The organism is Micromonospora sp. NBRC 110038 (assembly GCF_020884815.1).
Taxonomy (GTDB): Bacteria; Actinomycetota; Actinomycetes; order Mycobacteriales; family Micromonosporaceae; genus Micromonospora; species Micromonospora haikouensis.
The window spans coordinates 178,473-191,082 of sequence record NZ_BBOL01000005.1 but is presented as its reverse complement, the minus strand read 5'-3'; the positions used below and the strand labels follow the sequence as shown (position 1 = coordinate 191,082).

Here is a 12,610-nt window from a genome sequence, read left to right as displayed (position 1 = left end):
GACTCCGGGGGCCCCGCAACGGCGCGGGGCCCCCGGCGCGTGCCCGGAGCGGGGGATCAGGGTGGGGGAACCGGGCGGCAGGCTCAGGCGAACAGGGCGAAGTAGATCGCGATGTGGTGGCAGATCGCCGCCACCAGCGTGCAGGCGTGGAAGAACTCGTGGTGGCCGAAGACGGTGGGCCACGGGTTGGGCCGGCGCAGCGCGTAGAAGACGGCACCGACGCTGTAGATCGCGCCGCCGACGGCGAGCAGCACCAGCGCGGTCACGCCGCCGGAGTGCAGGATCTGCGGCAGCATCGCCACCGACACCCAGCCGAGAGCCAGGTAGAGCGGTGCGGAGACCCAGCGCGGCGCGTGCGGCCAGACCAGTTTCAGCGCCACGCCGCCCAGCGCGCCGCCCCAGACCAGGGCGAGCATGGTGGTCGCCTGCCGGGCGTCCAGCAGCAGGACGCAGAACGGTGTGTACGTGCCGGCGATGAACACGAAGATCATCGAGTGGTCCATCCGGCGCATGATCTGGTAGCCGCGCTCGGACCACACCCGACGGTGGTAGAGGGCGCTGGTGCCGAAGAGGCCGCAGACGGTCAGGCTGTAGACGAGGCAGCTGACCAGCGGGGACCAGCCGGGGCGGCTGGCGGCGATGGCGCAGAGCACGATGCCGCAGACGAGCGCGACGAAGAACGCGTAGGTGTGCAGCCAGCCGCGCATCCGCGGCTTCCCGATGTCGACCGGCTTGAGTCGAAGCGGTGCGGAGGTCGTCACGCACCTAGGTTACGGCACCGTAGGTTACCGTCAAGTAGTGCCGATCGTCACGGGACCGCAGGGTCCGGCGGCCCTGACGGGCCCGCCGATCGGGGATCATGACGGGATGCGGATCCGGCCCGTCGGCGCCCACGCCCTGCTGCTCGACTGCGACGACCCCGACCAGGTGGAGGCGTGGCGGGCCGAGCTGACGCGCCGCCGCACCGCCGGCGAGCTGACCGCCGTCGAGATCGTCCCGGCGGCCCGTACGGTGCTGCTCGACGGGGTGCCCGACCCCGACCGGGCCGCCGCGCTCGTCGCCCACTGGACCCCACGACCCGCCGGCCCTGCGACGCCCGCCGACGGCACCAGGCCCGCCGAGGTCGAGGTGCCCGTCACGTACGACGGGGTCGACCTGCCCGCCGTCGCCGGCCACTGGGGCGTGGACGTGCCCGAGGTGGTCGCCCGCCTCACCGGCACCCCGTTCCGCGTCGCCTTCTGCGGGTTCGCGCCCGGGTTCGCGTACCTGACCGGGCTGCCGCCGCAGTGGGCGGTGCCCCGGCTCGCCACCCCCCGCCCCCGGGTCCCCGCCGGCTCGGTCGCGCTCGCCGGACCGTACGCCGGAATCTATCCCGGCGCGTCGCCCGGCGGCTGGCTGCTCGTCGGACGGACCGCGCTGACCCTGTTCGACGTGGCCGCCGACCCGCCGGCCCGGCTCGCCCCCGGCACCCCGGTACGCCTGGCGGCGACCACGTGACCCGCCCACCCGCCGGCGGCCCGGCGGGCCGGGTGGAGGTGCTCCGGGCCGGGGCGCTCACCACCGTGCAGGACCAGGGCCGGCCCGGCTGGGCACACCTCGGCGTGCCCCGGTCGGGGGCGCTCGACCCGGCGGCCCTGCGGCTGGCCAACCGCCTCGTCGGCAACCCGGAGGACGCCGCCGGTCTGGAGATCACCCTCACCGGCTGCGCGCTGCGCCTCACCCGGGCCGGCACGGTCGCGCTCACCGGCGCGGACGCCGACGTGTGGATCGGCGACGGGCGGATCGGCGCGGTGGCCGAGGCGCGCGTCGGAGGACGACCCGGCGACGTGCGCGTCGGCGACCGGCCCGGAGACGTCGGCCGACCCCTGGCCGTGCCCGCCGGGGCGGTCGTGCGGATCGGCCCGGCCCGCTCCGGGCTGCGCACCTGGCTCGCCGTCGCCGGCGGGATCGCCGTGCCGCCGGTGCTCGGCAGCCGGTCCACCGACACCCTCTCCGGCCTCGGCCCGCCCCCGCTGCGCGACGGCGACACCCTGCCCCTCGGCGACCCGGGCGGCGACCCCGCGCCCGTCGACGTGACCATCGGGCGGCCCGCCCCGGCCGCGCTGCGGCTCCGGCTGCGCCTCGGGCCCCGCGACGACTGGTTCACCCCCGCCGCGCTCGACCGGCTGCTCGGCACGGCGTACACGGTGAGCCCGGTCAGCAACCGGGTCGGCGCGCGACTGACCGGAGCGCCGCTGCCCCGCGCGGTCGCCGGGGAACTGCCCAGCGAGGGCCTCGTGCTCGGCGCGGTGCAGGTGCCCGCCGACGGCCAGCCGCTGATCTTCCTCGCCGACCATCCCACCACCGGCGGCTACCCCGTCGTCGGGGTGGTGGACGACGTGACGCCGCTCGCGCAGGCCCGCCCGGGGACTACGGTGACGTTCCATGGACCTCAACGCTGACCTCGGCGAGGGATTCGGCATCTGGCGGCTCGGCGACGACGAGGCGCTGCTCGACCTGATCACCTCGGCCAACGTCGCCTGCGGCTTCCACGGCGGCGACCCGTCCACCATGCGCCGGGTCTGCGCCGCCGCCGCCCACCGCGGGGTCGCCGTCGGGGCCCAGGTCGGCTACCGCGACCTCGCCGGCTTCGGCCGCCGACACATCGCGTACGCGTTCGCGGACCTGCGCGACGAGACCACCTACCAGCTCGGCGCACTCGACGCGTTCTGCCGGGCGTACCGCACCCGGGTCCGCTACCTCAAGCCGCACGGGGCGCTCTACCACGCCGCCTCGGTCGACGAGTCGCAGGCCGCCGCCCTGATCGCCGCCATCGACGACTACGACCGCGACCTGCCGGTGCTCTGCGCCCCCGGCTCGGTGCTCGCCCAGCTCGCCACCGGCGCCGGTCTGCGGGTGGTCGCCGAGGGCTTCGCCGACCGGGGCTACCTGCCCAACGGCACGCTGGTGCCCCGCACCGCCCTCGGCGCGCTGGTCACCGACCCCGAGCAGGTGGCCGCCCGCGCCGTCCGGATGGCCACCGAGCAGACCGTGGTGGCCGTCGACGGCACCGTCGTGCCCTGCCCCGTCGAGTCCATCTGCCTGCACGGCGACACGCCGGGCGCGGTGGCGTCCGCCGAGCTGGTGCGGGCCGCGCTCCTCGAAGCGGGGGTGACGCTCACCCCGTTCGCGTGAAAGGAGGGGCACCTTGTCAACGCATCCCGTATGGGAAGGGCCCCTTCCTGACGCACCTGACGCCAGCGCGCGGGCGGCCGGCGTCGGGTCAGGCGTCCAGGCCGCGCAGGACCAGCGGAAGCCGCGCCGGGCCGCCCTCGACCACCCGCACCGGCACCCCCCAGTCCTGCCGGGTCAGGTGGCAGGCCGCGTGCTCCACGTCGGCGTCGCACGTCGCCGCCTGCGCGGTCACCTGGAGCACCCCGCCGGCCACCGACCCGTCGACCACCAACCGGCGGGACAGCTCCGTGCCGGTGCCCGCCCCCTCCATCAGCAGCTCCGGCGGCGACGCCGAGACGACCAGCCGCGTCGACGGCCCGTACGTCTCGTCCAGCTTCTGCCCCGGCGCCGGGGTGAAGACGACGTCCAGCGTCACCTCGCCCGCCGCGACCTCCATCGGCTTCCGCTCGGTGCGGTGCCGCGGGCCGTCGACCGTGCTCGCCCCCACGGCCGACAACGCGCCCGGGGCCAGCCGGGTCAGCCGGTGCGCCGCCGACTCGACCACCAGCACCCCGCCGTCGGCGGTCAGCACCACGTCGCTCGGCTCGGCGAGCCCGTCGGCGACCGTCGACACCTGACCGCTGGCCGGGTCGAAGCGGCGGACCGCCCCGTTGTACGTGTCGGCGATCAGCACCGAGCCGTCCGGCAACGCGCACACCCCCAGCGGGTGCTGGAGCAGCGCCCGGTCGGCCGGGCCGTCGACGTGGCCGAAGTCGAACAACCCCTGCCCGACGGCGGTGCCCAGGACGCCGTTCTCGACGTACCGGATGGCGCTGGTCTCGCTGTCGGCGACCCAGAGCCGGGTGCCGTCGGCCGAGACCGAGAGGCCGGACGGCTGGGCCAGCCACGCCTCGGCCAGCGGCCCGTCGCGCAGCGCCTCGACGGTGGTGCCGGCGTACATGCCCGCCGTGCGGCGGATCGGGTCGAACCACCAGAGCTGGTGGATGCCCGCCATCGCGACGATCACCCGGTCGTCGTACCAGGCCACGTCCCACGGGGAGGAGAGGTCGACCGAGAGCGAGTCGTGGGCGTGGTCGTCCACCGTCGAGCGCCACTGCCGGCCCGTGCCGGCCACGGTCACCACCTCGCCGGTGGCCAACCGCACCCCGCGCAGCAGGTGGTTGACGGTGTCGGCGACGACCACGTCGTAACCGGCCACCTCGGCCACGTGCTCCGGCAGCCGACACAACCCCTGCGGCTCCGAGAACGCGGCGGCGCCCGCTGGCCCGTCCGCGCGCCCCCGGACGCCCGCGCCGATCCGGCGCACCAGCGTCTCGCCGTCGGGGGCCAGCTCCACCAGGGAGTGCCGGGCCGAGTCCGACACGAGCAGGTGCCCGCCGTCGAGCGCGAGGGCCTTGCCGGGGAATCGCAGGGCCGTCTCCGGCTCGGCGGGCGGCACGTACGGGCCGTCGCCCCGGTGCAGGGTGCCCTTCGCCTCGTGGGTGGCGACCAACTCGTCAACCAGCCGGGCCAGCCCTTCGGCGTGACCCTCGCCGGCCATGGTGGCCACCACGTACCCCTCGGGGTCGATCACGGCGAGGGTCGGCCAGGCGCGGGCCGCGTACTGCTGCCACATGTCCAGCTCGGGGTCGTCGAGGACGGGGTGGTGCACGCCGTACCGCTCGACGGCGGCGGCGACGGCGGCCGGGTCCTTCTCGTGCTCGAACTTCGGCGAGTGGATGCCGACGACGACCAGCACGTCGGCGTACTTCTCCTCCAGGGGGCGCAACTCGTCGAGCACGTGCAGGCAGTTGATGCAGCAGAAGGTCCAAAAGTCGGCAATTGTGATCTTGCCGCGCAGGTCGGCCAGCTTCAGGTCCCGCCCGCCGGTGTTAAGCCAGCCCCGTCCGCGCAGCTCGGGAGCCCGTACTCGTGCGCTCATGCCCCCAGTCTGCCCGACCGCGAGGCTCCGACCGGCGGGCACCCCGCGCGGCTTGGTCACACCCCGGGCGTACGACGAAGGCGGGGCCACGGTGGTCCGTGGCCCCGCCCCCGGGTTCGCTACTTGGCGGCCGACTTGAGGCAGAGCACCTTCTTCGGCACGTCGCCACGCAGGACGACGTGTGGCTGGCCCGGGTCGGCGCACTTCTCCTTGGCCTCGACCTTGGACACGATCGTGAACGATCCTGCCTCGCCGCAGGTGGCCGACGTCGCGAAGTCGCCCGCCTGCTTCACGCAGGAACCGACGGCCGGGTCGAACGGCTTCGCGTTGTCGCCGCCCACCTTGCCGAGCAGCATGAGCAGCCCCAGCGGCACCGCGAGGATCAGCACGGCGGCCACCAGCACGGCGGCCAGCACCCGGCCGTTGCGGACCTTCGGCGGCGGAGCCTCGGCCTTCGGTGCGTCCGCCTCCGGCTTGAACGCGTCGAACCGGCCCTGCTCCTCCGGCTCCGCGCCCCAGGCGGGGCCGGACTGCTGCCCCTGCGACGGGAAGCCGACCTGGGTCGGTTCGCCGTACGGCGCGGGGATGTTGCCGGGCACCGCGCCGTGCACGGCGGTGGCCCCGCCCATCGGGCCGCCGAACTGGTCACCCGGGCGGTCGCCCTCATGCGGGCGGACGCCGTTGACGGGCCGGTTGCTGGCCGGCGGGTCCACGAAGGACGGCACCCCGGGCGGGAAGGTCGGCGGAGCGGGCGCGCCGGCGGCCCCGATCGCCGGGCCGTCGCCGAAGCCGTGCTGCTGGCCGGCCTGCCGGTCCGGGGCGTCGAAGCGCTGCGGTCCGCCCTGCGGCCCGCGGTCGTCGAACCGCTGCTGCGGCCCGACGTCGTCGAACCCGCGGTGCTGGTCGCGCCCCTCGAATCCGCGGTGCTGGTCGTGTCCGTCGAACCCGCGCTGCTGGTCGTGCCCGTCGAACCCGCGCTGCTGGTCGGGTTCGGCGGGGCGGCCCTGGGGGCCCGGCTCGTCGAAGCGGCCCGGCTCGTCGAACCGCCCCTGCGGGCCCGGCTCGTCGAACCGGGACGGTGGCGGGTTGTGCTCGGGGCGGAACGGGTTCTCGTCCGCCGCCTCCGGCTCGTCGGCCGGCTCCGGGCGGGCCGGCCGGCCGTACACCCGGGGCTGCGGCGCGGGCGCGCCGCCGGAGTGCAGCCCCTGGTCGGTGGGGGGCACCACGCGGCTGGCCATGGGCACGGACGCGCTCGCCGAGACGCTGCCCACCGCACCGGCCGCGGCCTCTCCGGCCTCCGCCGGGGGTACGGCGGCCCGGGCGGCCGCCCCGGACTCGGGCGAGACCCGGGGGGCGGGCACGAACGGGGTGCCCTGCGGGTGCGGCTCCTCGGCGCGGCCCCAGCCGGCGCCCGACTCGGGCGCGTACGGCGACGGGGCGCCCTCACGGCCCGACGGTTCGCCGGCCGGCGGGGGCTCGACCGCCGGGGGGAACTGGGCCGGCGGGGCATAGTCGGCCGGCGGGAGGGCGGCGAGGCTGGCACCGGGCACGCGCTGCTCCTGCGGCGGCAGCGGCACGGCGTTGGCCGGCGAGATCCCCGGCCCGGGGGCGGGCTGGTACAGCGGACGGTCCTCGGACCGCTCGGGCTCCCAGCCGTTGCCGGCCTGCTGCGGCGCAGCGGTCTCCGGCTCGGTACGCCCCCACGCCTCGCCCGGTGCCCACGGCTCGACGTCCGGCATGACCGGTCGGTCCGAGCGGTCGCCGCCGGGCCGCTGCTGCGGGCTCTCGCCGGGCGTCCCCCAGGCGGGCGGCCCGTCCGTGCCGACGGTGGCGGTGGCCCGCGCCGGTGGTACGGAGGTCGGCTCGGCCGCCGCCCAGTCGGGCACCTCCGGCCGGTCGTCCTGCCGCTGCGGCACTGCTGCCGCGCCCCACGTGCCGGGCTGCCCCGACTCGTCGGCGGCGGGCCAGGTGTTCGGCCTCGGCTGGTCGTCGGCGCGGACCGCCGTGGCGGCCCATCCGCCGGAGCGGGCGGGGTCGTCCTGGGCGGAGGCGGGGGAGCCGGTCGCCCAGCCGCCGGAGCGGGAGGCGTCGTCCTGTGTGGTGGCCCAGTCCTGGGGCGGGGTCGCCTGGCCGGGCACGCGGGCGGCACCCCGGGCGGCGGATTCGGCCTGGCCCCACGCGGCCGGCGGCTGCTCGGCCGGGCCGCCGAATCCGGGCTGCCCGGGCGCACCGTCGAACGTGGGTTGTGCGGCGGGTCCGCCGAATTCGGATGGGGCGGCCGAGGCGGCCTGACCTGCCTGGCCAGGGGCGTCGGGTTGCTCGGTCCGCGGCCAGCCACCGGAGCCGGCGGGGCCGTCGCCCTGCTGCGGCGCGGCGTTCCAGGCGTCGGAGCCGGCGGGGCCGTCGCCCTGCTGACCGGAGTTCCAGCCGCCGGAGCGGGAGGCGTCGTCCTGTGTGGTGGCCCAGTCCTGGGGCGGCGTCGCCTGGCCGGGCACGCGGGCGGCACCCCGGGCACCGGGCTCGGCCTGGCCCCACGGCGCCGGCGGCTGCTGGTCGGCCGCGGCCCAGGCCGGGGCCGCCTGCTCGTTCTGCTCCCAACCGGGTGCCGGCTCGTTCTGCTGCCAGCCCGGCCCGGCCTGCTCGTCCTGCTCCCAGGCGGGCTGCGCCGCGCCGGCCGGCGGGCCCCAGGCGGCCGGGCGGTTCGGCTCCGGCTGCTGCGCCGGCACCTGGGCGGCACCCCAGGCGGCGGTCGGGGGCTGGTCACTCTGCGGAGGCTGGCCCCAGGCGGCGGTCGGCGGCTGGTCACCCGGTGCCGCGCCCCAGTTGGGGGGCGCAGGCTGGTCGCCCTGCGGCCCGGTGCCCCAGGCGGCGGTCGGCGGCTGGTCGCCGTGGGGAGGCGCTCCCCAGGCGGCGGTCGGGGGCTGGTCGTTCTGCGGGGGGTGGCCCCAGGCGGGGGCCGGCGGCTGGTCGTTCTGGGTCGCCCAGGCGGGAGCGGGCGGGTTCGGCCGGGCCGCGGGGGGCGGGGGTGCCCAGCCCAGGTCCGGGTTGGCGACGCCGTACGGCGCCGGTGCGCCGGCGCCCGGCGACACCTCGTCCGGCTCCTGGCCGGGGTGGTGCGGGCCCTCGGACGTCATCGGTGCGCCTCCTCCATCACATGTCGGCCGCCGATGCCGACGGTGCGTCGGCGTGGGTGCCGGTGTGGCCGGCGGTGCCGACCGTGGGGACTCCCCGCACCGTATCCGGTGGCCGCCCGCGGCATCCGGGGAGCACCGGCCGTCACTCCGCGTCGCCGGACGGTGTCGAGCAGCTTCTATCGGCGCGACGGGGTCCGGGCGGGCGGTTGACGACCGAGCCCCACCGTACCGGGCGGTGCGGCGAGGCGGAATCCCGGTGTCAATAGGCCCGAAACGCCGACGACCCGCCCGGGCGAACCGGGCGGGTCGTCGAACTGGAGGAGGGTGAGAAAAGTGTGGGGCGTCAGCTCATGTGACGCTGGGCGATGGCGAGAAGCTCCTCGCGGACCGCGGGCGAGTTGGCGGAGCGCAGGGCGTGCTCGATGGCACGGGCCCGGCGGTTGGCGTCGCGGCGGTTGCGGATTCGCTCGATCATGCTCATCTGGGTTCTCCTCCTGGCTATTCGGTTGTCGGCCCCTTGATGACTCAATTGAACCGCATCCAGCCCGGAACTTCCAACGATTAGTAGGTGAGCTGAGACACCTGCCTAAGGATCGTAGGTCAACGGGGCTGCGGGCGGCGCTTTCTTCTTCCAACGGCCACGGCCGGTGTGCCGGGCGTTCACCCGTGGCACACCGGCCGTGGCTGGTGTCGGTTACCCGTCAGGTCCAGGCGAGCAGCGCCGCCTCCGGATCGGCCAGGAAGTCCCCGATGTCGCGGAGGAACTTCGAGCCGAGTTCGCCGTCGATGATCCGGTGATCGAAGGAGAGACCCAGCGTGGTCACCTGACGTGGGCGGACCTTGCCCTTGTGCACCCAGGGCATCTCGCGGACCGCGCCGAAGGCCAGGATCGCCGACTCGCCCGGGGGCAGGATCGGCGTGCCGGTGTCCACCCCGAACACCCCGACGTTGGTGATCGTCAGCGTGCCGCCGGACATGTCCGCCGGCGAGGTCCGGCCGGCCTTCGCCGTCTGCACCAGGTCGGTCAGCGCGTCCGCCAGCTCACGCAGCGTGAGCCGGCCGGCGTCCTTGATGTTCGGCACGATCAGGCCGCGCTCCGTGGCCGCCGCGATGCCCAGGTTGACGTACTCCTTGACGACGATCTCGTCGCCGGCCCACGTCGAGTTGACCATCGGGTGCCGCCGCACCGCCAGCAGCACCGCCTTGGCGACCAGCAGCAGCGGCGAGACCCGCACGTCGCGCCACTCCCGCCGGCCCCGCAGCCGGTCCAGGGCCTTCATCGCCCGGGTCACGTCGACGGTCAGGAACTCCGTCACGTGCGGCGCGGTGAAGGCCGAGCGGGACATGTTCTCGGCGGTGAGCCTGCGTACCCCCTTGACCGGGATGCGCTGCTCGCGGTCGGCGCCGAAGGCCGCGGCCGACGTGGCCGGTGCCGCGACCGTCGGCGGCTCGGCCGCCGTCGCGGTGCCGCTCGCCGCCCGCTGTACGTCCTCCCGGGTGATCGAGCCCAGCGGCCCCGACCCGCTCAGCGAGCCGAGGTCCACGCCGAGGTCCTTGGCGAGCTTGCGCACCGGTGGCTTGGCCAGCACCAGCCCGCCGGGCCGCCCGTTGCCGTTCACGGTCGTCGCCGCCGCGACTGCTGCCGCTGCCGTGACCGGTGTCGCCGCAGGGGCGGGTGCCGGGGCCGGCGCGGGCGGAACGGAGGCCGCCGGGGTGGCGGCGGGCCGCTCCGGGGACGCGCCCTTGCGCGGGCGGCGCTTGGCCGGCGCGTTGCGCGGGCCGTAGCCGACCAGCACGGCGGTGCGCCCGCCCGGCGCCACGCCGCCGATCAGCCCCGGCTCGACCATGCCCTCCTCGGGCGCGATCTCGACGGCGGCCAGGGACGCCGCCGACGGGGTCGGCAGGTCGGCGGCCGGCGCGCCCGTCGTCGACGCCTCGACCGGGCCCGCGCCCGGGTCGGTGTCGATCGCGATGATCGGCGTGCCGACCTCGACCGTGCTCCCCTCCGGGTGGAAGATCGACCGGACCTGGCCAGCCCACTTCGCGGGGATCTCGACGGCCGCCTTCGCCGTCTCCACCTCCACGATCGGCTGGTTCAGCTCGATCGTGTCGCCCTCGGAGACCAGCCAGGCGAGGATCTCGCCCTCGGTCAGCCCCTCGCCCAGGTCGGGCAGGTTGAACTCCTTGATCCGCGACACCCCGCTCACCACCCGAAGGCGCGGTCGACGGCGTCGAGCACCCGGTCGAGGTCGGGAAGGTATTCCTCCTCCACCCGGGACGCCGGGTAGGGGGTGTCGAAGCCGGTCACCCGCAGCACCGGGGCCTCCAGCGAGTAGAAGCACTCCTCGGTGACCCGGGCGGCGATCTCCGCGCCCAGACCCAGGTTGCCGGGGGCCTCGTGCACCACCACGCACCGGCCGGTGCGCCGCACCGACTCGTACACGGCGGTGAGGTCCAGCGGGGAGAGCGTGCGCAGGTCGACGACCTCCAGCTCCCGGCCGTCCTCGGCCGCGGCGGCCGCCGCGTCCAGGCAGGTCCGCACCATCGGCCCGTACGCCAGGACGGTGGCGTCCGTGCCGGCCCGCGCCACCCGGGCCGAGTGCAGCGGGTACGCCGTCGACAGCGGGGCCTCCAGGTCGACCGGGCCCTTCTCCCAGTAACGCCGCTTCGGCTCCAGGAAGACGATCGGGTCGTCCGAGGCGACCGCCTGCTGGATCATCCAGTACGCGTCCTGCGGGTTGGCGCAGGTCACGACCTTCAGGCCGGCGGTGTGCGCGAAGTACGCCTCCGGCGACTCCGAGTGGTGCTCGACCGCGCCGATGCCGCCCCCGTACGGGATGCGGATGACCATCGGGATGCGCACCTTGCCCTGCGAGCGGTAGTGCATCTTCGCCACCTGCGACACGATCTGGTCATACGCGGGGTAGACGAAGCCGTCGAACTGGATCTCGCAGACCGGGCGGAAGCCGCGGATGGCCAGGCCGACCGCGGTGCCGATGATGCCGGACTCGGCCAGCGGGGTGTCGATCACCCGCTGGTCGCCGAAGTCCTTCTGGAGGCCGTCGGTGATCCGGAACACGCCGCCGAGCTTGCCGACGTCCTCGCCCATGATGACGACCTTCTGGTCGTGCTCCAGGGCCCGGCGCAGGCCGGCGTTGAGGGCCTTGCCGAGGGTGAGCGTCTCCGTGGCCATCAGTGGGCGCTCCCTTCGAACGACTCCAGGTAGCGGCTGAACTGCGCCCGCTGCTCGTCGAGCTCCGGGGACCCGTGCGGGTAGACGTGGTCGAACATCGACACCGGCTCGGGGTTGGGCATGGCGAGCACCCGCTCGCGCAGGTGCACCGACTCGGCGCGGGCCTGCTCGTCGACCTCGGCGAAGAACGACTCGTCGGCGATCTTCTGCTTCTCCAGGAACGCCTTCATCCGGGCGATCGGGTCCTTGGCCTGCCAGGCCTCGACCTCGCTGGCGATCCGGTAGCGGGTCGGGTCGTCGGAGGTGGTGTGCGCCCCCATCCGGTAGGTGTACGCCTCGATCAGGCTCGGGCCCTGGCCGTGCCGCGCGTTGTCCAGCGCGTGCCGGGTCACCGCGTACGAGGCGAGCACGTCGTTGCCGTCCACCCGTACGCCGGGGAAGCCGAAGCCGCGCGCCCGCTGGTAGAGCGGGACGCGGGTCTGCCGCTCCAGGGGCTCGGAGATGGCGTACTGGTTGTTCTGGCAGAAGAACACCAGCGGGGCGTTGAAGACGCTGGCCCAGACGAACGCCTCGTTCACGTCGCCCTGGCTGGTCGCGCCGTCGCCGAAGTAGGCGATCACCGCCTCGCCGTCGTCGCCGCCGGTCTTGCCGTCCATGTGGACGCCCATCGCGTACCCGGTCGCGTGCAGGGTCTGCGCCCCGATGACGATCGTGTACATGTTGAACTTGAACTCGTTCGGGTCCCAGCCGCCCTGGTCGACGCCCCGGAACAGGCCGAGCGGCATGATCGGGTCGATGCCCCGGCAATAGAGAACGCCGTGCTCGCGGTAGGTCGGGAAGGCCATGTCCTGGCTGCGCAGCGCCCGCCCGGAGCCGACCTGCGCCGCCTCCTGGCCGAGCAGGCTGGCCCACAGCCCCAGCTCGCCCTGCCGCTGCAACGCGGTGGCCTCGGCGTCGAGCTTGCGGACCAGCACGAGGTCGCGGTAGAGCCCTCGGTACTCCTCGTCGGTGAAGTCGACGCGGTACTCCGTGCCGTCCGGCCCGAACGCGCTCTCGACGCGCTCTCCGGCGGGCGTGAGCAGCTGCACGAGTTCCGGGTCGCCGCCAGCCGTCGCGGCCGTTCGCTTGGCACGGGGTGCGGCTCGCCGGCCGCGGGTGGTGGTGACCCCGGGGTCGCCCTTTGCCATC

At 75.4% G+C, this 12,610-nt stretch carries 10 protein-coding genes; 3 read left to right on the top strand and 7 right to left on the bottom strand.

Features of this window, described 5'->3' with window-relative positions:
* Positions 1-83: 83 nt before the first annotated feature.
* Positions 84-761 (bottom strand): hemolysin III family protein, encoded by a 678-nt coding sequence (locus LPU61_RS19200; protein WP_043961118.1) that lies wholly within the window; start codon positions 759-761, stop codon positions 84-86.
* A gap of 106 nt (positions 762-867) precedes the next feature.
* Between LPU61_RS19200 and LPU61_RS19195 the strand changes: the two genes are divergently transcribed.
* From LPU61_RS19195 to LPU61_RS19185, 3 genes are read left to right on the top strand one after another with little or no spacing between them, the layout of a single operon-like run.
* Positions 868-1,497, top strand: coding sequence for an allophanate hydrolase subunit 1 (locus tag LPU61_RS19195; protein ID WP_043961120.1), 630 nt, complete (start codon positions 868-870; stop codon positions 1,495-1,497).
* Positions 1,494-2,441, top strand: coding sequence for a biotin-dependent carboxyltransferase family protein (locus tag LPU61_RS19190; RefSeq protein ID WP_043961121.1), 948 nt, complete (start codon positions 1,494-1,496; stop codon positions 2,439-2,441). Before LPU61_RS19195 ends, LPU61_RS19190 begins: the two co-directional genes overlap by 4 nt.
* Positions 2,425-3,174 (top strand): LamB/YcsF family protein, encoded by a 750-nt coding sequence (locus LPU61_RS19185; protein ID WP_043961122.1) that lies wholly within the window; start codon positions 2,425-2,427, stop codon positions 3,172-3,174. Before LPU61_RS19190 ends, LPU61_RS19185 begins: the two co-directional genes overlap by 17 nt.
* A gap of 88 nt (positions 3,175-3,262) precedes the next feature.
* Here LPU61_RS19185 and LPU61_RS19180 read toward each other — a convergent pair whose 3' ends face one another.
* From LPU61_RS19180 to pdhA, 6 genes are all read right to left on the bottom strand, one after another.
* Positions 3,263-5,095, bottom strand: coding sequence for an NHL domain-containing thioredoxin family protein (locus LPU61_RS19180; protein ID WP_043961123.1), 1,833 nt, complete (start codon positions 5,093-5,095; stop codon positions 3,263-3,265).
* 119 nt (positions 5,096-5,214) lie between these two features.
* On the bottom strand, positions 5,215-8,229 hold the full coding sequence (locus LPU61_RS19175; protein WP_229405670.1) for a hypothetical protein: 3,015 nt from the start codon (positions 8,227-8,229) through the stop codon (positions 5,215-5,217).
* Positions 8,230-8,572: 343 nt separating this feature from the next.
* A complete protein-coding gene (locus tag LPU61_RS19170) occupies positions 8,573-8,710 on the bottom strand; it encodes a hypothetical protein (protein ID WP_165823299.1) in 138 nt (45 codons plus the stop codon).
* A gap of 220 nt (positions 8,711-8,930) precedes the next feature.
* Positions 8,931-10,436 (bottom strand): dihydrolipoamide acetyltransferase family protein, encoded by a 1,506-nt coding sequence (locus LPU61_RS19165; protein WP_199485958.1) that lies wholly within the window; start codon positions 10,434-10,436, stop codon positions 8,931-8,933.
* The gene (locus LPU61_RS19160) at positions 10,433-11,422 is read right to left on the bottom strand and encodes an alpha-ketoacid dehydrogenase subunit beta (protein WP_043961125.1); all 990 of its coding nucleotides are present in this window, start codon (positions 11,420-11,422) and stop codon (positions 10,433-10,435) included. Before LPU61_RS19160 ends, LPU61_RS19165 begins: the two co-directional genes overlap by 4 nt.
* A complete protein-coding gene (gene pdhA, locus LPU61_RS19155) occupies positions 11,422-12,609 on the bottom strand; it encodes a pyruvate dehydrogenase (acetyl-transferring) E1 component subunit alpha (protein ID WP_043961126.1) in 1,188 nt (395 codons plus the stop codon). The genes LPU61_RS19160 and pdhA overlap by 1 nt, the downstream gene beginning before the upstream one ends.
* Position 12,610 lies beyond the last annotated feature (1 nt).

Coding starts and splice junctions, on each gene's coding strand:
- LPU61_RS19170 (WP_165823299.1), bottom strand. CDS start 8,710: ATGAGCATGATCGAGCGAATCCGCAACCGCCGCGACGCCAACCGCCGG.
- LPU61_RS19180 (WP_043961123.1), bottom strand. CDS start 5,095: ATGAGCGCACGAGTACGGGCTCCCGAGCTGCGCGGACGGGGCTGGCTT.
- LPU61_RS19185 (WP_043961122.1), top strand. CDS start 2,425: ATGGACCTCAACGCTGACCTCGGCGAGGGATTCGGCATCTGGCGGCTC.
- LPU61_RS19160 (WP_043961125.1), bottom strand. CDS start 11,422: ATGGCCACGGAGACGCTCACCCTCGGCAAGGCCCTCAACGCCGGCCTG.
- LPU61_RS19195 (WP_043961120.1), top strand. CDS start 868: ATGCGGATCCGGCCCGTCGGCGCCCACGCCCTGCTGCTCGACTGCGAC.
- LPU61_RS19175 (WP_229405670.1), bottom strand. CDS start 8,229: ATGACGTCCGAGGGCCCGCACCACCCCGGCCAGGAGCCGGACGAGGTG.
- pdhA (WP_043961126.1), bottom strand. CDS start 12,609: ATGGCAAAGGGCGACCCCGGGGTCACCACCACCCGCGGCCGGCGAGCC.